The organism is Meiothermus granaticius NBRC 107808 (genome assembly GCF_003574355.1).
GTDB classification, from domain to species: Bacteria; Deinococcota; Deinococci; order Deinococcales; family Thermaceae; genus Meiothermus; species Meiothermus granaticius.
This window is the reverse complement of record NZ_QWLB01000014.1, coordinates 1-21,155: the sequence shown is the minus strand read 5'-3', so window position 1 is coordinate 21,155 and position 21,155 is coordinate 1. Positions and strand designations below refer to the sequence as shown.

19 protein-coding genes and 1 pseudogene are annotated in these 21,155 nt (G+C 61.5%); 14 read left to right on the top strand and 6 right to left on the bottom strand.

Annotated features, from left to right (window positions below; translation table 11 throughout):
• Positions 1 to 31 precede the first annotated feature (31 nt).
• The 6 genes from Mgrana_RS06505 to Mgrana_RS06480 all read left to right on the top strand — a co-directional run bounded on the left by Mgrana_RS06505 (position 32) and on the right by Mgrana_RS06480 (position 7,510).
• Entirely contained in the window at positions 32 to 1,294 is a 1,263-nt protein-coding gene (locus Mgrana_RS06505) for an ABC transporter substrate-binding protein (RefSeq protein WP_119356798.1), read from the top strand.
• A gap of 69 nt (positions 1,295 to 1,363) precedes the next feature.
• The gene (locus Mgrana_RS06500; protein ID WP_240631269.1) at positions 1,364 to 2,347 is read left to right on the top strand and encodes a carbohydrate ABC transporter permease; all 984 of its coding nucleotides are present in this window, start codon (positions 1,364 to 1,366) and stop codon (positions 2,345 to 2,347) included.
• A complete protein-coding gene (locus tag Mgrana_RS06495) occupies positions 2,344 to 3,213 on the top strand; it encodes a carbohydrate ABC transporter permease (protein ID WP_119356797.1) in 870 nt (289 codons plus the stop codon). The genes Mgrana_RS06500 and Mgrana_RS06495 overlap by 4 nt, the downstream gene beginning before the upstream one ends.
• Before the next feature lie 57 nt (positions 3,214 to 3,270).
• The gene (locus tag Mgrana_RS06490; RefSeq protein ID WP_119356796.1) at positions 3,271 to 5,208 is read left to right on the top strand and encodes a beta-galactosidase; all 1,938 of its coding nucleotides are present in this window, start codon (positions 3,271 to 3,273) and stop codon (positions 5,206 to 5,208) included.
• A 209-nt stretch (positions 5,209 to 5,417) separates the two neighbouring features.
• Complete coding sequence (galT, locus tag Mgrana_RS06485) at positions 5,418 to 6,452, top strand: galactose-1-phosphate uridylyltransferase (RefSeq protein WP_119356795.1); 1,035 nt, start codon at positions 5,418 to 5,420, stop codon at positions 6,450 to 6,452.
• Positions 6,453 to 6,508: 56 nt separating this feature from the next.
• Entirely contained in the window at positions 6,509 to 7,510 is a 1,002-nt protein-coding gene (locus tag Mgrana_RS06480) for a M24 family metallopeptidase (protein ID WP_119356794.1), read from the top strand.
• Here Mgrana_RS06480 and Mgrana_RS06475 read toward each other — a convergent pair.
• A complete protein-coding gene (locus Mgrana_RS06475) occupies positions 7,507 to 8,517 on the bottom strand; it encodes a polyprenyl synthetase family protein (protein ID WP_119356793.1) in 1,011 nt (336 codons plus the stop codon). The two genes, Mgrana_RS06480 and Mgrana_RS06475, sit on opposite strands and share 4 nt — an antisense overlap.
• 221 nt (positions 8,518 to 8,738) lie before the next feature.
• Here Mgrana_RS06475 and Mgrana_RS06470 point away from each other — a divergent pair, with 221 nt between their 5' ends.
• Positions 8,739 to 9,440: a PspA/IM30 family protein gene (locus Mgrana_RS06470; RefSeq protein ID WP_119356792.1), complete on the top strand. Its 702-nt coding sequence runs from the start codon at positions 8,739 to 8,741 to the stop codon at positions 9,438 to 9,440.
• A gap of 80 nt (positions 9,441 to 9,520) precedes the next feature.
• Here Mgrana_RS06470 and Mgrana_RS06465 read toward each other — a convergent pair whose 3' ends face one another.
• The 4 genes from Mgrana_RS06465 to Mgrana_RS06450 all read right to left on the bottom strand — a co-directional run bounded on the left by Mgrana_RS06465 (position 9,521) and on the right by Mgrana_RS06450 (position 12,017).
• A complete protein-coding gene (locus Mgrana_RS06465) occupies positions 9,521 to 10,192 on the bottom strand; it encodes a hypothetical protein (protein WP_119356791.1) in 672 nt (223 codons plus the stop codon).
• Between the two features lie 98 nt (positions 10,193 to 10,290).
• Complete coding sequence (locus Mgrana_RS06460) at positions 10,291 to 10,656, bottom strand: roadblock/LC7 domain-containing protein (RefSeq protein ID WP_119356790.1); 366 nt, start codon at positions 10,654 to 10,656, stop codon at positions 10,291 to 10,293.
• Between the two features lie 18 nt (positions 10,657 to 10,674).
• Positions 10,675 to 11,295: a GTP-binding protein gene (locus Mgrana_RS06455; protein WP_119356789.1), complete on the bottom strand. Its 621-nt coding sequence runs from the start codon at positions 11,293 to 11,295 to the stop codon at positions 10,675 to 10,677.
• Entirely contained in the window at positions 11,292 to 12,017 is a 726-nt protein-coding gene (locus Mgrana_RS06450) for a DUF4388 domain-containing protein (RefSeq protein WP_170146414.1), read from the bottom strand. Before Mgrana_RS06450 ends, Mgrana_RS06455 begins: the two co-directional genes overlap by 4 nt.
• Before the next feature lie 474 nt (positions 12,018 to 12,491).
• Between Mgrana_RS06450 and Mgrana_RS06445 the strand changes: the two genes are divergently transcribed.
• From Mgrana_RS06445 to dxs, 3 genes are all read left to right on the top strand, one after another.
• Positions 12,492 to 12,923, top strand: a complete 432-nt coding sequence (locus Mgrana_RS06445) for a hypothetical protein (RefSeq protein WP_119356787.1) — start codon at positions 12,492 to 12,494, stop codon at positions 12,921 to 12,923.
• A gap of 25 nt (positions 12,924 to 12,948) precedes the next feature.
• The gene (locus Mgrana_RS06440; protein WP_119356786.1) at positions 12,949 to 13,611 is read left to right on the top strand and encodes a hypothetical protein; all 663 of its coding nucleotides are present in this window, start codon (positions 12,949 to 12,951) and stop codon (positions 13,609 to 13,611) included.
• Positions 13,612 to 13,761: 150 nt separating this feature from the next.
• Positions 13,762 to 15,624 (top strand): 1-deoxy-D-xylulose-5-phosphate synthase, encoded by a 1,863-nt coding sequence (gene dxs, locus Mgrana_RS06435; protein WP_119356785.1) that lies wholly within the window; start codon positions 13,762 to 13,764, stop codon positions 15,622 to 15,624.
• Here dxs and Mgrana_RS06430 read toward each other — a convergent pair.
• Positions 15,621 to 17,822 (bottom strand): MMPL family transporter, encoded by a 2,202-nt coding sequence (locus tag Mgrana_RS06430; RefSeq protein WP_119356784.1) that lies wholly within the window; start codon positions 17,820 to 17,822, stop codon positions 15,621 to 15,623. The genes dxs and Mgrana_RS06430 overlap by 4 nt on opposite strands.
• Positions 17,823 to 18,113: 291 nt before the next feature.
• Here Mgrana_RS06430 and Mgrana_RS06425 point away from each other — a divergent pair, with 291 nt between their 5' ends.
• The 4 genes and pseudogenes from Mgrana_RS06425 to Mgrana_RS06410 all read left to right on the top strand — a co-directional run.
• Positions 18,114 to 18,314, top strand: a complete 201-nt coding sequence (locus Mgrana_RS06425) for a hypothetical protein (RefSeq protein WP_119356783.1) — start codon at positions 18,114 to 18,116, stop codon at positions 18,312 to 18,314.
• 75 nt (positions 18,315 to 18,389) lie between these two features.
• Positions 18,390 to 19,454, top strand: coding sequence for a calcium/proton exchanger (gene cax, locus Mgrana_RS06420; RefSeq protein WP_119356782.1), 1,065 nt, complete (start codon positions 18,390 to 18,392; stop codon positions 19,452 to 19,454).
• A gap of 179 nt (positions 19,455 to 19,633) precedes the next feature.
• Entirely contained in the window at positions 19,634 to 20,539 is a 906-nt protein-coding gene (locus Mgrana_RS06415; RefSeq protein ID WP_119356781.1) for an ABC transporter substrate-binding protein, read from the top strand.
• A 3-nt stretch (positions 20,540 to 20,542) separates the two neighbouring features.
• Positions 20,543 to 21,155: pseudogene (locus Mgrana_RS06410) on the top strand (ABC transporter permease); the annotation flags it as partial.

Sequence of the window (21,155 nt, the reverse complement as noted above, 5' to 3'; positions counted from 1 at the left end):
TGAAACCGGTTCATCCGATTGGAGGAAGTCGATGAGAAGAAAGGTGTGGCTGTTTGCCGCTTTGGGCGCATTTATGCTGGTTGGGTTGAGCCAGAGTAATCTCAGTGGCCCATTGATCTACAACTCCAACCAATCCGATCCCAAGCCGCGGGCCTTCGACACCAAGGTGGTGGATGCCTTCAAAAAGAAGTATCCCGGCATCCAGATGGAGTTCAATACCGTAGACCACGAGACCTTCCAGGACACCTCCATCCGCACTTATCTGGCCTCCAATAACCCCCCCGATGTGCTGACCTGGTTCGCGGGCAACCGCATGCGGGCCTTCAGCAGCCGGGACCTGGCCATGGACATCACCGATGTGTGGAAGAGCAACAACTGGGAAAAGGTGGTTCCCAAAGGCTTCCAAGCCCTTTCCAAAGACAGCAGCGGCAAGTATGTTTTCCTGCCTGTGAGCTACTACTGGTGGGCGGTTTACTACCGCAAGGACATCTTTGCCAAGCTGGGCCTCAAGGAGCCCAAGACCTGGGATGAGTTCCTGGCGGTTTCCAAGAAGCTCAAGGACGCCGGATATATCCCCATTGCCAACGCGGCCAAGGAGACCTGGCCCCAAGGCGGATGGTTTGACTTCCTGGACATGCGGGTCAACGGTCCGGAGTTCCACAAAGACCTCACCGACGGGAAGATTCCCTATACCGATCCCCGGGTGAAGAAGGTCTTCACCTACTGGGCCCAGCTAGTCAACAACAAGTACCTGCTCGAGAACCCCGCTTCTTACACCTGGCAGGATGCAGCCAACCTGATGATTCAGGGTAAGGCCGCCATGTACCTGATGGGCGATTTCATCCGCGACCAGTACCCGGCGGATCGGGCCGCAGCGGAGCTGGACTTCTTCCGCTTCCCCATCATTGATCCCAAGGTGCCCATTGGCGAGGAAGCCCCCACCGATGGTTACTTCATCCCGGCCAAGGCCAAAAATGTGGCCAATGCCAAGGCCTTCATGAGCTTCTTGGGTTCTAAGGAAGTGGCCGAGATGGCGGCCCAGGACCTTGGCCGCTTGCCGGTGCGCAATGATGTGGATGTGAAGACCCTCTTCAAGGACAAGCCGTATGTCCAGAAGGGCATCGCTATCCTGGATCAGGCGGATCTGATCATGCAGTTCTACGACCGCGATACCGTGCCGGAGATGGCCCGGATCGGTATGGACGGCTTTGTGCGCTTCTTGTCGCAACCCAATCAGGTGGACTCGATTCTGGCCGACCTCGAGACCGCCCGTAAGCGCATCTTCAGCCAATAAGCCTATTGTGCCTACGAGGTCCCCTCGAGAGCCCCTCGGGGGGCCTCTGGCTCAAGAGAGGAGGGCGGTGTGCAGCCCGCACCCACACGCATTACCCCCAGCAGGGCTAAACAGCTCAATCGAAACCTCGGCCAATTTTTCTGGTTGCTGCTGTTTTTGGGCATTCCGTTAGCCCTGTACAGCCTATGGGTGGTCTACCCGACCATCCGCACCTTTACCCTGGCTTTTACCAACTACGACGGCCTCTCGCCCCCACAGTGGATCGGTTGGGCCAATTTCAAAGAGCTGTTCGATTGGCGGCCGGGGGGTGGGGGAGAGGTTCTAAAGCAAGCCCTGATCCATAACCTGATCTGGATCCTGGTGTTCATCACCGTGCCCACCAGTGCGGGGTTGGCCTTGGCGCTGGTGCTCAATCAAGGGGTACGCTTTGACCGATTTCTCAAAATTGCCTTTTATCTGCCCCTGGTGTTGGCTCCGGTGGTGACGGCGATGGTCTGGGGCTGGATTTACCATCCCCAACAGGGTTTGCTCAATACGGTGATCTACGAAATCCTGCGTTTCGTGCACTTCATCGGCTTCAACGTGGATCCTGAATCGGCCCGCAGCATCGGCTGGTTGGGAGACCCCAACCTATCTCTGATCTCAGTGATTGCAGCGGCGGTCTGGCGCCAGGTGGGATATGTGATGGTGCTGTACCTGGCTGGGCTCAAAACCCTGGATTCAGAGGTGCTCGAGGCCGCCAAGGTGGATGGGGCTGAGGGGTTCAACCTCTTCCGCTACATGATTCTTCCCATGCTGGCCCCGGTTACCACGATAGTGATTGTGATCTCCATCGTGGACAGCCTGCGCAGCTTTGATCTGGTCAACGTGATGACCAATGGGGGCCCATTCAACACCTCGGAGGTGCTGGCCAACTACATGGTCAAGGCCAGCTTCCACGACTACCGCCAGGGCTTTGGCGCGGCCATCGCGGTGATCTTGTTCCTGATCACCTTTGTCTTCTCGGTGATCTACCTGCGCCAGGTGATGAGCCAGGAAGAGAGGACCGCATGAGTGCTACCGCTACCGCTCAACCCCAGCTCCGTGTTCGCAAGGTGCGCAAGGGGCCCAATCCCTGGGTTTTGGGGGTTGTGTGGGTGTTTGCGCTGCTGTGGCTGATTCCCTTTGTGGGGGCCATCATCACCAGCTTCCGCACCTTCGATGACCTCAACACCCGGGGGTTCTGGAGCATTCCCCAAGAACTCACCCTCAATAATTTTGTCCGGGCCTGGAACCAGGCCGGGGTGAGCCGATACCTGCTCAACAGCTTTGAGATTACCCTTCCGGCCCTGGCCATCGCCATCCTTTTCTCCTCGATGTGCGCCTACGGGCTGGTGCGCTTTCGCTTCCGGCTTTCCACCCCGATCTACTTGATGTTTGTGGCGGGGCTGATGCTGCCCTTTCAGGTGCTCTTGCTGCCTGTATTCTTTTTGGCCAACAAGCTGCATATCTATGACACTTTATGGGCCCTGATCCTCTTCCATTCGGCCTTCCAACTGGCCTTCTGTACGTTTGTGCTGCGCAACTTCATGAAGACCATTCCCTTCTCGCTCTTCGAGAGCGCGCTGATTGACGGGGCCAATGAGTGGATCATCTTCCGCCGAATTGCCCTGCCGCTGCTCTTGCCGGGTCTGGCCGCTCTAGCCACGTTGGAATTTACCTGGATCTTCAACGATTACCTGTGGGCGATCGTGCTGTTGCAAAGCGACCAGCTCAAGCCCATCACCACCGGCTTGGCCAATCTGCGGGGGCAGTACATCAGCGACTGGCCTCTGATGGTGGCCGGCAGCTTGATCGCTACGGTGCCCACCTTGATCGTGTTTTTTGCGCTGCAACGCTACTTTATTGATGGCCTGACGGTAGGAGCCACCAAGGGCTAGCCCTGGGGCCCGCGGCTTATCTCGACGCTTAATCCCCGAGGTTGTGTGGGAAACCTTATGCTTGGAGTCTGCTACTACCCCGAACACTGGCCCCGCGAGCGCTGGGCCGAAGATGCCCGGCGGATGCGTGAATGTGGCTTGACCTATGTGCGCATCGGAGAGTTTGCCTGGAGCCGCCTCGAGCCCGAGCCGGGGCGCTTCGAGTTTGAGTGGCTCGAGGCCGCCATCGAGACCCTGGGCCAAGAAGGCCTCAAGATCGTCCTCGGAACCCCCACCCCCACCCCGCCCAAATGGCTGATCGATCAGCACCCCGATATCCTGGCGTATGACCGCCAAGGGCGGGTGCGGGGTTTTGGCTCGAGGCGACACTATACCTTCAGCAGCCCGACCTACCGGCGCGAAACCCGCCGTATCGTTACGGCAGTGGCCCAACGCTTCGGACAAAACCCCCACGTAGCAGGCTGGCAGACCGATAACGAGTACGGCTGCCACGACACCACCCGCAGCTATGGCCCAGAGGATTTGTTGGCCTTCCGCGAGTGGCTGAGGGCTAAATACGGCTCGATCGAAGCGCTGAATGCAGCCTGGGGCAACGTCTTCTGGAGCATGGAGTACCGCACCTTCGAGGAGATTGACCTACCCAACCTCACCGTCACCGAGGCTAACCCGGCGCACTGGCTCGACTTCTACCGCTTCAGCTCGGATCAGGTGGCGGCTTACAACAAGCTACAGGTCGAAATCATCCGCCAGTATTCGCCGGGGCGGTTTATCACCCATAACTTCATGAGCTATACCCCCGACTTCGACCACTTCAAAGTAGCAGAGGACCTCGATGTAGCCAGCTGGGACAGCTACCCGCTGGGCTTTACCGACATGGACGTTTTACCGGTCTCCGAAGAGGAAAAGCTCCGCTACGCCCGCACCGGCCACCCCGACATCCCGGCCTTTCACCACGACCTCTACCGCGGGGTGAAGCCGCGCTGGTGGGTGATGGAACAGCAGCCGGGGCCGGTGAACTGGGCAGCCCATAACCCTTCTCCTGCCCCCGGCATGGTGCGGCTATGGACCTGGGAAGCGCTGGCCCACGGAGCCGAAGTGGTGAGCTATTTCCGCTGGCGGCAATTCCCCCAGGCCCAGGAACAGATGCATGCCGGGCTCAACCGCCCCGACTTCCAACCCGACGTGGGCTACTGGGAAGCCCAGCAGGTCGCGCGGGAGCTGGAAGGGCTCGAGCTGCCCCCTACCCAACAAGCTCCGGTGGCGCTGGTCTTCGACTACGAGGCCGATTGGGTAACGCGCATCCAGCCGCAGGGCCGCGAGTTCACCTACCGCGACCTGGTCTGGAACTTCTATCAGGCCCTGCGCTCTCTTGGCCTGGATGTGGACTTCGTGAAGCCAGGGGGGAGCCTCGAGGGGTACCGGCTCGGGGTAGTCCCCTGCTCCCCGATCCTGCACGAGGCCACGATCCGGGCTTTGCACAATACCCAGGCCCAGCTAGTCTTCGGGCCACGTACGGGCTCTAAGACCGAATCCATGGGTATCCCTCCAAACCTCCCCCCCGGCAAGCTGGCCGAATGGCTGCCCATCCGGGTAACCCGGGTCGAATCGCTCTGCCCAGGGGTGAACTTCGCCCTCGAGTGGAATGGGCAGCACTACACTTCTTCGGTGTGGAAGGAGTGGGTCGAGTCCGATCTCGCGCCCGTCGCCAAGTTCGACGATGGCCGAGGGGCTCTGTGGCAGCACGATAACCTGCACTACCTGGCTTTCTGGCCCACGGTGGCTTTTCTCCGGGCCTATCTGGGCCACCTGGCCAACCGCCAAGGCCTGCAAACTTTCTCGCTTTCCGAGGGCTTGAGGCTACGGCGGCGGGGCCACCTGACCTTCGCCTTCAACTATGGCCCACACGAGCAGCAAGCTCCGGCCTCCCCGCAGGCCCGCTTCGTGTTGGGGGGCCGTATGGTCCCGCCGCACGGCCTGAGCATCTGGGAGAGCTAAGGGGTGCCGGTGGGGGCCACGCTCGAGCCCACCCTAGAGATTTACTAAGGATCATGGGGGGAACCAAAGGCGCCTATCGCGGAACTCGAAAGATGACAACCCCCACTTAAATCAGCCGTTCTCGTTCTCAGGTCTGGGCTGGTGGTTTCGGGTCTCTACATAAGCTTGCGAAAGTTTTGATAAGCTAGCGAAAGCAAGGGAGCGCCAAGATGCACAAGCGCATGTTCAAAAAAGCCGATGGCCGGGTGATGTTTTTATACGGCAATGAACCCCACACCCTACCTCCGCTGGAGGAGATGGAGCCGGCCCCCACCCCCCACCCCCACATGCGCTGGCACCCCTTAAGACGGGAGTGGGTGGTGTATGCAGCCCACCGGCAAAACCGGACCTTTCTCCCCCCGCCCGAGTATGATCCGCTCTCGCCCACCAAACCGGGCGGCTTCCCTACCGAGATCCCCTTCGAGACTTTTGAGATCGCGGTCTTCCCCAACCGCTTCCCCTCGCTCACCCCGCACCCCGGCCCTGCACCTGAGAATATCCCGGTGCCGGTGGCTCCCGCCAAGGGCGACTGCGAGGTGGTGGTCTACACCCCCGAACAGACCGGGAGCCTGGCCACGCTCTCGCAAGAACGCCGCGAGCTGCTGGTACGGGTTTGGGCTGATCGCTACCGCGAGTTACTGTCCCGAGATGAAGTGCGCTTCGTGATGCCCTTCGAGAACCGGGGCGAGGCCATAGGGGTTACGCTGCACCACCCTCACGGACAGATTTACGCCTATCCCTTTGTTCCGCCGGTCATAGAGAAGGAGGTCCAGAGCTTCCGCGAGGGCCCGGTGCTGGTCTCGCTGCTGAACGACGCTGCACCCTACGTGGTCTGCCAGGACGAGTACACCCTCGCCATCGTTCCACCCTTTGCCCGCTACCCCTACGAGGTGCTCGTTTACCCCAAGCGCTTCCATCCTGGCCCCTGGACCTTCAACGACGCTGAGTTCGCCAGCTTTGGCAAAGTTCTGGGCGAAGTGGTGGCGAAGTACGACCGGCTCTTCGCCCGCCCGATGCCCTATATCATGGCCCTGCACGCGGCCCCCAAGGGCGAGGAGGCCCACTTCCATTTTCATGTGGAGTTCTATCCGGCCCTGCGCACGGCGGACAAGCTCAAATACCTGGCCGGGACCGAGATTGCGGCGGGCACCTTTGCTATGGACGCCTTGCCCGAGGAGACCGCTCAGGCCCTGCGAGAGGCTTGAGAAAGGTGTTTTTACCACTTCTTCAAATCTGGAATCAGATAGTGTTAGGCTAAGTTATGAACCTTACAGGCTTAACTCGGCTTCGTGCCTGGATGGCGGAGCGCTCTCTCGAGCGGCTCTTTGTTTCCCAGCCGGAAAACTTTGCCTGGCTCAGCGGCGGCGGAGAAAACACCGTGGTGGCGTTTCGCCCGGTAGGAGCAGCCCTGGAGGTCACCTTTGATGCGGTACGGTTGCACAGCTCGAGGATTGAGGCCACCCGGCTGGGCGAAGAGGAGCTGGCCGGGGTGGAAGTCGTGACCTATCCCTGGTACAAGCCCTTGCCCCAAGGCCCCAGCGATACCCACTACGACCTCACGGCCCTGCGCTTGGTGCTGAGCCCAGAGGAGCAGGCACGCTACCGCCTTTTAGGGCGCGATACCGCTGTGGCTTTGGGCGAGAGCGTGCGCTTTGCTGACCCCACCTGGAGCGAGACCGACCTGGCTGCCGCGGTCTCCGAGGAGCTTTGGGCCAAAGGCATCCAGCCCCTGGTGCTGTTGGTGGCGGGGGAGGAGCGGGTGTTCCGCTATCGCCACCCGGTTCCCAAGCCGCGCCCACTGGGGCGGCTGTTCATGGCGGTGGTCTGCGGGCGCAGGCAGGGGCTGATCGCCAGTGTGACCCGGCTGCGCAGCTTTGGGCATCCCCAGGCGGCCTCCCTCAACCAGGCGGTATGCCAGGTCGAGGCAGCCATCCTGGAGGCTTCTCGGCCTGGGGCGACCTTGGGGGAGGTGCTGCAGACCGCTCAGGCGGCTTATGCCGAGCTTGGCCAGGCCGAGGAATTTGAGAATCACCACCAGGGGGGGCTCACGGGGTATCGGCCCAGAGAGGTCCTGGCGGTGCCGGGAGAGGGAACCCGCCTCGAGGTGGGGATGGCCCTGGCCTGGAACCCTTCGCTGCCCGGCGGTAAGGTCGAGGACACCTTTTTGCTCACCGAGTCCGGGCTCGAGAACCTCACCCTAGACCCCGACTGGCCCATGGCTCCGGTAGAGGGGCGCTTGCGCCCGAGGGTGTACGAGGGCTAGGCCTCGCGCCGCACCAGCTGTTGCAACAGCTCGAGCACCCCCTGGGCCGGGGCCGGGTTGGGAAGCCCCATCAAGGCGGGTCTCAGCGTGGTCATCCCCTGCTCCAACAACTGCTCGGCAACCTGCTGGGCATAGTCCAGCGCTCCGGAGGCCAGGATGCGCCCGTGCAGCCAGCGAACCTCGCTCTCAGGCTTGTGTTCCCTGGGCTTTCTGAGCAAGGCCTCGGCCCGTGACCGCTCGGCTGGGGCGGCATTCTGCAAAAAGTGCAGCAGGATCAGGGTGCGCTTGCCCTCCCAGAGGTCCCCCGCGATCTCCTTGCCGTATTTGGCCGGGTCTCCGCTGAGGTTGAGCCGGTCATCTACGATTTGGAACCCTATCCCCAGCTTCATCCCGGCCTCTTCCAACACCTTGGGGGGCTCAACCCCGGCCACCAGCGCCCCCAGGCGCAGCGGAGCCACCGCGGTGTAGTACGCGGCTTTTTGCCCAACCATCTCGAGGTAATCCGCAGGGGTTAGGTCAAAGCGCTGCCCTTCCATCCAGGTCATTTCCAGGTGCTGCCCCTCGGCGGTTCGATCCACCAGCCGGGTAAACTCCTCCAGCACCGCATAGGAAACCCTGGCCTCCACCAGCACCCCCCACATCCGGGCATGCAGCGCATCCCCCGCGTTCAGGGCCAGGGGCAGGCTGTAGAGCTTGTGCAGGGCGGGTTTACCCCGCCGCTCGTCGGAGCCATCCTCGATATCATCGTGGATGAGGGCCCAGTGCTGGAACAGCTCGAGCGCCGCCGCCACCGGCAGCAACCGCTCGAGCTCGGCCCCGTAGGCCAGACCGCTGTAGCACAACAGCATCCCCCGCAGGGTCTTACCCCCACGCTGGGGATAATCCCGCAGCAGTCGGGCGTATTCGGCCAGCTCGGCTCGAGGAGCCCTTTCGGGGGAGGGCAGCGCGTCCAACACATGGTTTTGAATGGCCTCGCGCAGTTCGGCTGGGGCGGGTAGGACGGTCATAGACCGATCTTATCGCGCCCTTCACAGACCCTCCCAATTTGAGCTACTTATTTTACAAAATCTGCGCTAGCTGCTAGCATATTTTCTTGGAATGGGAATGAAGCCCATCCGAACCGGTAAGCCAACGGTGGCTCAATAGCCCTCATGCCGGAAATGGTGCCCTACCTAGGACCGCGCAGATTCCGGATGCGCTACACTGAGGTCTTGATAGGAGGCTTAACATGGGTATTCTTGACCGTCTTTCGCGCTTGATTCGGGCCAACCTCAACGATTTGATCAAGCGGGCCGAAGATCCCGAAAAAATCATCGCCCAGGCCCTGGAGGATATGCGCTCCGCCCTGCGGGATGCCCGTATGGAAGTGGCCGAGGCGATGGCCCAACTGGCCAAGCTCAAGCGGGACCAGCAAAGCTATGCCGACCAGGTTTCGGCCTGGGAGGAAAAGGCGACCGAAGCCCTCAAGGCAGGGAAGGAGGACCTGGCCCGGGAAGCCCTCAAGCGCAAAGCCCAGGCCCAGAGCCTCGCCGATGGCTTTAATCAGCAGGTGACCCAGCAACAGGCCATCGTGGACCAGCTCACCACCCAGCTCAAGGCCCTGGAGGGCAAGATTCAGGAAGCTGAGAGCAAGCAGGCCTTGCTGGTAGCCCGGCAAAAGGGAGTGCAGGCGGCGGAGGCGGTGCGCCGGATGGACTCCAAGTTTGACGCCAATCCGGCGGTGGGGGCCTTTCAGGAGATGGAGCAGCGTATCCAGGCCATGGAGGACAAGCACGCTGCGCTCTCCCAGATGGATAAAGACGATATTGACAAGCAGCTCGAGGCCCTCAACCTGGATAAGGGCGTGGACGATGACCTGGCCCGGCTGAAGAAGCAGCTTGGGATGGAGGGTGGGAACGCTCCAAGCGGCTCGAGCGGCTCCCAGGGCTAATACCCCAACCGCCCAACGCCCCCCGAAGGGGGCGTTTTCGTTTGGTAGGTTGGTAGGGATATAACCCCCGTTGGGGCAACTTACATCTGGACAGAGATTGATGGGTGCAGATCAAAGGCCTTGAGCCATATTTCATCCCCTAAATTGATCTGCCCAATTTTTTCAGCAGGAGCCAGCAAAACGTGGTAGGTGGTTTCCCCGCTGTTGGGGATTGCCCGCCCCTCGAGGGCAATTCCAAGCTCGGTGCCCATGCAGCCTGCCAACCAACCGCTGATCAACCAGTGTGCGGGTTCGGTATCCAGGCCGTTTTTATGGCGTATCTCGCTGAGCACGCTGTTATTAACCCGCACCACCAGGGTGGAGACGCCTTCATGCTCGAGCTCCACCAGGTCAAAGCGCGGAGCCAGGCCCACCTGAGTGGGGAAAAATAGGGCGCCGTAGCGCAATGCTCCCCCTTCGAGCTTGTGGCGGGCTGCCCATTCCTTGAAGTGGTCGGCATTAAAGCTGCCCCAGGATTTCCCAATACCGTACAGCACTAAATTGGAGACCATAGCCCCCAGGGTTTCATCGAGGGTGTTGAACAGATTAATCGCCAACACGCGGGCGGGAAGAATGACCTTGGGGCCAGCCTCGGTAAAAGCACGGCCTGCTTTGGTATCGCGCTGGAAGCTCTGCCAATAGGTATCCGCTAGGGATGCGGCCTCAGAGAGCAGGGTGGGGTTGGATTGGGCAGTGGAGATGAAGTTTTTCATAAGGTTCCTTATTAACCGCTTTGGTTTTGCGGCAGATGAATCCCAAAGTCCAGAGGTGGGGTTAAATTCCTTGGCCGAGAAAGGTCTGGGAGGGGGGCCTATAGGATGCTGGCTACGGCTTTGGCGGTTTCACGGGCCTCCATATGGATCAGGCCGATATTGGCTCCTGCAGGGGCTACTATAGCCAGCACGCCCTTCTGCCCGGCGGCATACAGATAAATTTGGGCGTTGGTGCCGGAAACGCTGGTTTCGGTAAGCGAACCGGCGTTGAGGCTCTCGCTGATTCGCTTGCCCAAACCCAGTGCAGTAGCGGCCATAGCGGCCACTCGATTGGGGTCTTCACCGTTGGATAGCGAGTGGGCAATGGCCAGCCCGTCGGAAGAGGCCACGATGGCCCCGCGCAGTTCGGGAATGGAAGCACGTAACTGATTGATGGCTTGGTAAAGGGTTTCTTGCTTGCTCATGTTTTTCTCCTTCACTTTTTATTGCTGGCCGAACCCGTTTTGGGGTTCGGCAAGGCCCGCGTCGGAAGACACGAAGCTTTCGGAAAGTTGATACGCTCCCACCAACTCCAACAGGTGGATAAGGGTGAAGATGCTGCTGGTGGAGCGGGTAGCGTTTAGGCTAACTACTTGAGCGGTAGGGAGGCCGAAATATTCGGCCACGTCTTCAGAACTCCAAACCTTGGGTAGGTCTTGACGGGTTACCCCAACGATGAAGGGGACCGAAATGCGGCTGGTGATGAACTCGAGGATGCGGCGGGCCTGGGAAAACTCGGAGGGTTTATCGCCCGCTACCAGCAGCACCAGGCCCAAAGCCCCCTCGCATAGCACCTCCCACATGAAATCGAAACGATCTTGGCCCGGGGTTCCGAAGAGAAAAATCGGCTGGCCGTCCAGCACCAAAGTGCCAAAGTCCATTGCTACGGTGGTAAAGGTTTTGCCAATGTCTTCTGTGGCCAGTTCATCAGTGCCCACCACCTCGGTTTCAGAAAGGCTGCGCACGAAGCTGGTTTTACCCGCTCCCACCGGCCCGGCTACCACCAGCTTGAGGGGCTTAGGGCCTGTACCAAAGGATGCAATTGGATCGTATAGCGGGTTCATAAAATCTTCCCTTTGAGCGCTTGCAGTAGGCGGGGGATGAGGCCATCGGAACGGGGCTTGGACTTGGGGGATGGCTGGGCCACCCCAACCGCAACGGGAGCGGAAGCCGGGATGGAGGGGGCTAAGGGTTGGTGATTTTTGGGGGGTTGCTCTACAGCCCGAATGGGGGCTACCAACCCTGCCGCCCGCAGCTTATAGAGATAAAGCTGGGCTTGCTCGAGGCTGATTCGCAAAAGCGAAGACAATTGCTGGGCGCTTATCCCTGAAGGTAGGTCGCTGAAGTACTTATGGCTGCGCTGCCAAAAGTCGCTTAGGGTGGGGTCAAGCGATTCTTCTAAGGCCTGGGTGGCGCGGAATTGCGTGCGGGGATCGGCAAAATGCTCACGAAAAGCCCCTATTTCGTCGTGCATGGTGGAGATACTGAGCAAAATGCGCTGCAAAGGCAGGTCGAGGTTTCCCACCAGAGATTCCGGCGAAAGTTTGGTAAACTCGAAGCTACCGCTTTGGGCAACGAACAGCTTGACGATTTCCTCGCGGGCTTGCAGGGCATCCTCAACGGGGGAATGATCTCGGACCATTCCCCGTAAGCTGCCATCGGCCACATAGAGCTGGTAATGGGAGCGAAAGGGCCCCAAGCTGATTTCTAGAGCTCCAGACTTTCGGCTCAGGAGTGCAACCACTTCCACAAACGGTAAGTCCGATAGGTTTCCAAATAAACTCACGGTGTTCCCCCAGGTGCTGCAAGCTTCGGATTTTCTCGATGGAATCCAAATCCCTGTTTTACCTAGGAGGAGTATAGAAGCCTTCCTCCTCTTAACCGGTGATATTTGAGCGTTAATTCAAAAAATATGTAGCTCGAGCCACAGCTGTCGTTACGGGGTATGGGTAAAGTAGGGCTTTACGCCTTAATTGAAACCCCCAGACTGCTCGAGCCCCGGCTAAGCCTTTATCGCGCCCTTCACAGATGGGGCTGCCTCCAGGGCCCTGAGGAGGCATTCGGCCCAGAAAGGGTCTTTTGGCAGCATCATCGCCCGTTCGCAGAAGACCCCCATGCCGGTGGCCTCGAGCGTTGGCTTTGGGTTTGCTTTCAATCGTCATCTCCTCACCTCCAAAGCCAAGGGGTAGATCCTACAATCGTTTTGGGGTCAAGATGGAGGGATTGTTGCGGATTGGGGATGCAGGGCGGAGGTAGGGGGATGCTGGCGCTACTGGACGTGGTGCTGATCCTGCTGGCGATAGGCCTGGGGCTGGCCGTGCTGGTGCGCCCCCAGCCCTCCGCAGCCGAAACCCGGTTAATGACGGCGCTGGGCGAGATTCGCCGGCAGGAGCGGCGCTTTCCCGAACTCCACCAGACCTGGAAGCAAGTCCGGGGGTATGGGCAGGACTTGGCCAGGCTGTTCCCGCTGCTCCTGGAGACCGAGCGTTTCCTGGCGAAGCCCGGTTTGGATGCCTCCACCCGGACCCACCTCGAGGCCCGCCGAAACGCGCTGGCCGATCAACTCGAGCGTGGTACCGCATTTTTGGAACGCCTGGGGGCGGAGATGTTGCTGGGTTTGCACGAGCCCCCCGCGCTGATGGAGTTTCCCACCCTGCGCCTGGAGCTGGGCGAGGTTTTACATCCGGATTAATCCGGCTCGGGTAAACTAGCGGGGAATGAAACGCTATCTCCTCTTCGCTGTCCTGGGCTCGCTGCTGGCGGCCTGTGCCCCTCAGACCAGCACCCCTGCCCCAACCAACCCGCTGTACACAGGTCCGGTGGGGTTCTATCCGGCTGCGGTGGGGCTGGACTGGGTGTATCAACCCCAAGGCGCAGCCCCCACCGACCCACCGTATCGGGTCTCGGTGTTAGGGCCTTCGACCTTCAATGGCCAGCCGGCCCTGCGCTTCCGCTTCAGTGGACGGGGCCAGGAGCGCTACTACTACCGGGTGATCAGCAACGCCGGAGTGCAGCTCTTGGGGTTCGAGGAGGCCATCACCAACAGCGTGGTGCGCTTTACCCCGCCCATGCAGGAATACCCCGCACCCAGCGCTTTTGCGATAGGGGCCCGCTGGGGTGGGGTGACCCAGGTGGACAGCCAGATCGTGGTGGGGGGCAAGATCACCCCGCTGGCCTCGGGGAGCCTCGAGTACACCTATCAGGTGGTGGGCCGTTCCAATGTGAGCGTGCCGGCCGGGGATTTTCAGGTTTGGCGCATCGCTTTAAACCTCAAACCCTCCAAGGGCGATCCCCAGACCTATGAGATCTGGTTCGTGCCTGGGGTGGGCGAGGTACGCACCCAGGAGGGGCTGTTGCTGGTAGACCGCAACTTCAAATAGCCCCAAAGCCCTCCCCAAATGAGGAAAACTCGAGTACCAGAACCCGGTCGGGGTAGAGTTTGTCACCTGGGTGTAATATGACCCCAGTTAAAACCTCTACAGTCAGGGGTATGCGGGATAACCCGGCACGGATGCCTAGAGGAGGAGCGAGTGATTCTTGATACGGTGAACTCACCCCAAGACCTCAAAACCCTTACCCAATCGGAGTTGCTCGAGCTGGTGGGCGAGCTGCGCAGTGAGATTATCCGGGTCTGCGCGCAAAACGGCGGACACCTGGCCTCGTCGTTGGGGGCGGTGGAGTTGATCGTGGCCCTGCACCGGGTCTTTGATTCCCCTCGAGATCGCATTCTCTTCGATGTGGGGCATCAGGCCTATGCCCACAAGATCCTCACCGGACGCAAAGAGGTGTTCCATACCATTCGCCAAGAGGGGGGCATCTCCGGCTTCACTAAGGTCTCGGAGAGCGAACACGATGCCATCACGGTGGGCCATGCCTCTACCTCGCTGGCCAATGCGCTGGGCATGGCCATCGCTCGGGATACCTTGGGTCAGGATTACCACGTGGTTGCGGTGATTGGAGATGGGGCCTTTACCGGTGGGATGGCCCTGGCGGCGATGAACGTGATCGGTGGGCAAAAGCGCAAGCTGCTCACCATCCTCAACGACAACGAGATGAGCATCTCGGAAAATGTGGGGGCCCTCAACCGCTACTTCAAGGAGTACCAGACCAGAAAATGGGTACAGGACACCCAGAAATGGGGCAAGCAGGTGCTGGAGGGCATCTCTCCCAAGCTCTTCAACCTGGTGGATCGGGCCAAAGAGGCCGCCAAGCTGATGCTGCACCAGGAAAACCCCTTCTACGCCTGGGGGATTCGCTATGTGGGGCCGGTGGACGGGCACGACCTGCCGGGGCTGATTCACATCCTCGAGCAGATCAAGGAACTCGATGGCCCCACCCTGCTGCACATCGTGACCCAGAAGGGCAAGGGCTACGGGGTGGCCGAGGAAGACCCCATCTACTGGCACGGCCCTCCGGGCTTCAACCCGGATAAACCGGAGAAGGTCTCCAAGGGCTACAGTTGGTCGGCAGCCTTCGGCGATGCCATCACCGAACTGGCCAGCTCAGACCCCAAGATCTTTGTGATCACCCCCGCCATGCGCGAGGGTTCGGGCCTGGTTCGGTATTCCCAGACCCACCCCGAACGCTACCTGGACACTGGCATCGCCGAAGATGTGGCCGCCACCGTGGCGGCGGGAATGGGGCTGCGCGGGCTCAAGCCGGTGCTGGCCATTTACTCCACCTTCATGCAGCGGGCCTACGACCAGATCATCCACGATATCGCCATCGAGAAGGTTCCGGTGGTGTTTGCGGTGGATCGGGCGGGGATCGTGGGGGGGGACGGGGCGACCCACAATGGGGTCTTCGACATTGCCTACTTGCGCACCGTCCCCAACCTGCAAATTGCGGCCCCCAAGGACGCCTACGAGCTGCGGGCCATGCTTAAGAAGGCCCTCGAGCTCCAGGCTCCCATCGCCCTTCGTTATCCTCGAGACAGCGTGGAGAAAGTTCCCGAGGGAACCTGGCCTTCCATCGAGTGGGGCCGCTGGGAAATTCTCAAAGAGGGCCGCAAGGCGTATATCCTCTCCTTTGGCAAAACCCTCAAGTATGCCCTCGAGGCCGCCCTTGATAACCCCGAGGTAGGGGTGATCAACGCCCGCTTCCTCAAGCCGCTGGACCAGGAGATGCTGGCTCAGCTAGCCCAGGGGGGGTACAAGCTGGTTACGGTAGAAGACCATCAGAGGATGGGGGGATTTGGCAGCGCGGTGCTCGAGAGCCTCAGTGGGCTGGGCCTCCAGGCCGAGGTGCGGGTGCTGGGGCTGCAAGATGTGTTCTACGACCACGGCTCGATCGCGCGAATGCACGCCGAGGCCGGAATCGATGCGGCCTCGATCCGAGCCGCCTTGGCGGAGCTGGGTCTGCCCGCCCAGATGGCCCTGAGGGATCTCCGCTAGGGCTCGAGCCGCACCCTGGGCATCAGACGCTGCAAGGGGGCCGGGAGCCACCAGTTCCATTCCCCGGCCAGCACCATCACCGCCGGAACCAGGACCAGGCGGATCAGGGTGGCGTCGAGCAACACCGCGGTGGCCAGCCCCAGCCCAATGGTTTTGTTGGCCACTACCTGCCCGGAGATGAAGGCCGAAAAGACCAGAATCATGATCAACGCTGCGCTGGTGATAACCCCCGCGGTGCGGGAGAGGGCTGCCTTTACGCTTTGGAACGTGTTCAACCCTGCCAGGTGTCCCTCCTGGATGCGCGAGAGCAGAAAGATCTCGTAATCCATACTGAGCCCGAAGATGATGGCAAACATCAGCAGGGGCAGCGAGGAGTCTATGTACCCTACGTCGGTTGGGGCTCCGATCAACCGGGCCCCGAAGCCCTGTTGGAACACCAGGGTGATCAGGCCGTAGGCTGCCCCTACCGAGAGGGTGTTCATGACCAGGGATTTGAGCGGGATCACCAGGCTGCGAAAGGCAATCGCCAGCAGCACGAAGGTTGCCGCAAACACCGTCCCAATGGCAACCGGCATGGCGGAGACCAGAGCCTCGGTAAACTCCCAAGACCCCACCGGGGCCCCACCAATGAGCACCCGCTTGAACCCGGCGGCCTGGGCGGCGGCGCGCAGCCGCTCCACCCAGCCTGGGATCTCGGGGGCCCGCAGGGCGTCCTTGGGGATCACCGTAAGGCGCAGGTAGCGGCGGTTTTGGCTGAGGTACTGTGCGCTTAGGGCAGCGAGATCGCCCAGGCTCCCCGAACTCGGCAGGCGGGCCGCCAGGAAGGGCGAGACCACCAGCCGCACCTCGGGCCAGGACGAGAGGGTTTCCTCGAGCCCCCGCCACCGGGCGCGGTTCTCTGCCGTGAAGCCTTCGTGGCCCAGGTCAAGCAGCACCTCGAAGGCGTCGCTGGCCCCACCCAACCCCATTTGCTGGATCAGCTCGAGGCCCTTTCGCGACTCAACCCCAGGCCCCAACCCAAAGGCCCCGGTGTAGCCGAGCTTCATAGACCAAGCCGGCCAAGCCAACAGGAGCAAGATTCCCGTCACCCCCACGGTGAAAACCCAGGGACGGCCCATCACCAGGGTAGCCCAACGCTCCCAAAAGGGATGGGCCCCTCCCGTGGTGAGGCGAAAGGCGAACCAGTGCGGCCTGTTGATTCGCTCCCCCAGCAGGGCCAGCAAGGCGGGTAAGAGGGTGAGGGCGGCCAGCACGGTGGTCAGGATGGCCATCACCCCCCCAATCCCCATCGAGCGAATGAAAGCCAGGTCGGGAACCAGCATCGCGCCCATGGCTAGGGCCACCACCAGCCCACTAAAGGCCACCGCCCGGCCTGCGGTGCGCACAGTCTGGGCCGCTGCCGCCGGGGCCGAGAGCCCCTTGGCCAGCTCCTCGCGGAAGCGGGCCACGTTCATCAGGGCGTAATCAATTCCCGCTCCCAGGCAGAGCATGGTGATGACGGTCTGGGCGAAGCTGCTGACCGGGCCCAGCAGGGTGAGCAGGTACAGGCTGGCCAAGCTCACGGTGATGGCCATCAGCCCCACCACCAGCGGTAAAGCCGCGGCAACCAAAGCCCCGAAAGCCCCTACCAGCACCACTGCGGTGAGGGGTAGCGCGATCAACTCGCTGCGGCGCACATCGGCCTCGAGCAGGCGCAGGAAATCTGCGGTTACTGCGGTAGCCCCGGTGACGTAAAAGTGAACCAGCGGGGTCTGGGCTGCCTGGGCGGCACGGCGTATCTGCCCAACGATGGCCTCCCCTCCCTCGAGCCGGGTCTCGAGCAGGGTGGCGGTCACCCGGCCCCCCTGGCCTACCCCCTCGAGCGGCCCTGGGGTGTCAAAACGCACCACCCCCAAAACCCCTGGAATGGCTTCGAGCTGGGCCACAAGCCGGTTGTAGACCTCGAGAAAGCGGGGGTCGCGGGCAGGGATGGCCGACTCGCTCACCAATACGGTGCGGTCGGTAAAGGTCTGGCCGAACTCCCGCTGGTAGATCTCGGCGACCTGCTGAGCCTCACTGTTCTTGACGCTGCTGGCATTGGCTGCGAGGTGGGCCGGGGCCATTCGGGCTAACGGGAGCGCCCCCACCGCTAAAACCAGCCAGGCCAAGAGGACGCTAAGAGGGTAACGCGTGACGGTTCGTGCAATTCGGTCGAACATACGCCCTCGATTACTATGCCCCCTCTGCCTGCTGAGGAACAGGGTGTAGGCCAGATTCGCTCGCCCCGCACAGGGAGGTCTCCCTGGGCTTTGCGGGCTGCCCAGGCGTCTAACCCAGCATTTACCGCAATCGCGCTCAAGGGGTATACGATTGAAGGGGCTCCGGCTAAAGGCATGGAGCATCGAGGGCCGATCAGAGGAGGTAAGGGTGCTTCCCGCTCGAGGTTGGTAGGCCATCCGTGGGTAGGGGCACATCCCCCAATCCTGATTCTCCTCAGGAAGGAGGCCGCTATGGAAGGCTTGGAAGTTGCCAAATGCCCGGTCTGTGAGGCGCTGATCGAGGTTCCCCACCCCACCCTAGGGCAGGAACTCGAGTGTCCGGAGTGTGGCGAGGCCCTCAAGGTCATCCACACCGCCCCACTCAAGCTCTACTACGCTTTCCCCACCGACCTTGACCCCCTGCCAGAGGAGGAGCCCCGTAGGCTTGGTTAGGCTTGACCGCTGGCCGAGGAGAGGGGATGCGGGGAACTTGGCCGAAACCCTGCTTCCCCGCATAGAATCCTTTGCATGTTGAACTATGCCCTGCTGGCCTTTGTCCCGGTGGCGTTTGCCCTCGAGGCACTCCATGCGCCGGGGGTTTGGGTGTTTCTGGCCTCGGCCCTGGCCTTGCTGCCCCTGGCGAGCTGGATGGGCCGGGCCACCGAGGAGCTGGCCGCGCGGGCTGGAAGCACGGTGGGCGGGCTCCTAAATGCCACCTTCGGTAACGCGGCGGAGCTGATCATTGCCGGGATCGCCCTTGCTGCCGGTAAAACCGAGGTGGTAAAGGCCAGCATCACCGGTTCGATCCTCTCCAACTTGCTGCTGGTGTTGGGGTTGTCAATCTTCCTGGGGGGGCTGCGCTTCAGCTCGCAGCGCTTCAATGTCCAGGCCGCCAACATCATGGCCTCGCTCCTCACCCTTTCGCTGCTGGCACTGCTCCTGCCGGCCCTCTTTGACCTGGCCGAACGCAGCTATTTCCGGGTGGACCCCCGACTGCCCAACCTTTCCTTCAGCCACGCTGCTGCGATCGTGCTGATCCTGGTCTACTTGGCCAACATTTACTTTTCGCTGCGCACCCACCGCGACCTGGTGGGGGCTAAAGGGGAGGAGCACGCCGAGGAGGCCCAGTGGAGCCTACCGGTAGCGGTGGGGGTTCTGGCGTTGGCCACCGTGGGGGTAGCGGTGATGGCTGAGCTGCTGGTGGGCAGCCTCGAGGCTGCTACTGCGACCCTGCACCTCTCGGAGTTCTTCGTGGGCATCATCTTGATCCCGCTGGTGGGCAATGCCGCCGAGCACTTCGCTGCGGTGAGTTTTGCGCTCAAGAACAAGATGGATCTGAGCGTGCAGATCACCATTGGCAGCTCCCTGCAGATTGCGCTGCTGGTGGTGCCGCTGCTGGTGCTCTTGGGCTGGCTCATAGGAAAGCCGCTGGACTTGGTGCTGCGCAACCCCCTCGAGCTGGGGGCGCTCTTCGCCAGCATCATCGCGACCAATGCGGTGGTGCGGGACGGCGAGACCAACTGGCTCGAGGGCTTTTTGCTGCTGGGGGTGTATGCCCTTCTGGCCCTGGCCTTCTTTTTTACCCCGCAATAGCCGCAAGGCTGCCTGGGTGCGGGTTCAGTGGATCCACGGGGGTTCCAGTCCCCTCGCCCAGCCGCCCGATTTGCTGTGGGCATAATTCGCTAATATGGTTAGACTTTTCAGTAATCTTCCTGACGAAATCCCCCGTTGCAAGGTGCTATGGTGCAGAGGTTGGACCCAAAGGAGGAGAGATGAAAGGTAGAGTTGCACTCCTGCTCACGCTAATCCTGGGGCTGGGTTTGGCTCAGAAAGGCCCGATCACCATCGGCTCCAAAATTGATACCGAAGGAGCCCTGCTCTCCCAGATGGTGCGGCTGGTGCTCGAGGCCAATGGCTTCAAGGTCAACGATCGCTCCTCCACCGGCACCACCGATGTGGTGCGCAAGGCCTTGCTCTCCGGCGAGATTGACCTGTATCCAGAGTACACGGGTACCGCCGCGTACTTCCCCGAGTACAAAGACGTCAAGTTTGAGACCAACGACCCGGCCAAGCTCTACGCCAAAGTGAGGGAGGTGGAGCTCAAGAACAACGTGGTGTGGTTTCAGCCGGCTCCGGCCAACAACACCTGGGCCATCGCGGTGCCCAAGGCCTTGGCAGATAAGGAAGGACTCAAAACCCTGGCGGATCTGGCCAGGTACGTGAATGCGGGGAAGCCCATCAAGCTGGCGGCCAGCCAGGAATTCCTCGACCGTGAGGACGCCTTCAAGGCTTTCTCCCGGGTGTACGGCTTTAGCCTCCGGCCTGACCAGCTCCTTGTTTTACCGGGCGGCAACACCACCCAGACCGAACAGGCCGCGGCCAAGGGCACCAACGGGGTCAATGCGGCAATGGCCTACGGCACCGATGGGGGGATCGCTGCGCTGGGATTGGTGGCCCTCACAGATCCCAAGGGGGCGGTTGCGGTCTACCAGCCCGCCATCATCGTGCGCAAGAGTGTGGCCGACCGGTACCCCGAACTGGAGAAGCTGATTGACCCCGTGTTTAAGACCCTCGACGAGGCCACCCTCTCCCGCCTCAACGCCCAGATCGCAGTAGATGGGAAAAACCCCCGCGATGTGGCCCAGGCCTACTTGAAATCCAAGGGGTTCCTGAAGTAGACCATGCTTCCAGGCTCCAACCCCCTCCCTGCCGCGCAGCAGGGCCGATCTGGGCGAAGCCTCGAGCCCATCGCTTTGCTGGCGGCTGGATTGGGCCTGGTGGCGGTGGGGTTGCCCTGGCTCGAGATCAAACCCAATCGGATTGCTGGGGGGATTCTTCGCACCCTCTGGGAGTGGAATTCGCTCTGGCCCTGCGCTCTGGTTTTGCTGTGGGGGCTGGTCGGGTGGGCTCGAGGCCATCTCCAGGGCCTGTTGCTGGGGTTGGCGGTGCTGGCCTGGGGCCTGTTGGCCGGTGGGATGGCTCAGCACTACCTGCAAGCCCAGCCCGATAGCGCCCGGGCCTCCCCTGCTGCGGGGTTCTGGTTGACCATCCTGGCCTTCTACGTGGGGTATTTCGCGGCCTATCGCCGGGGCGGGCTCCTCTCGCTGGCTCCCTTACCCCTTGCGCTGGGCCTTCTGGTCGGGCTAGGGGCCTTCGACCGGCTGGGCCCGCTAGTGGAGCTGGCCTCCTGGCGCGAGGAGTTTACGGAAGAACTGTGGCGGCATCTGGCCTTGGCCGCGACCGCGGTGATCCTCTCGGTAGCGGTGGGGGTTCCGCTGGGGGTGCTGGCGGCAC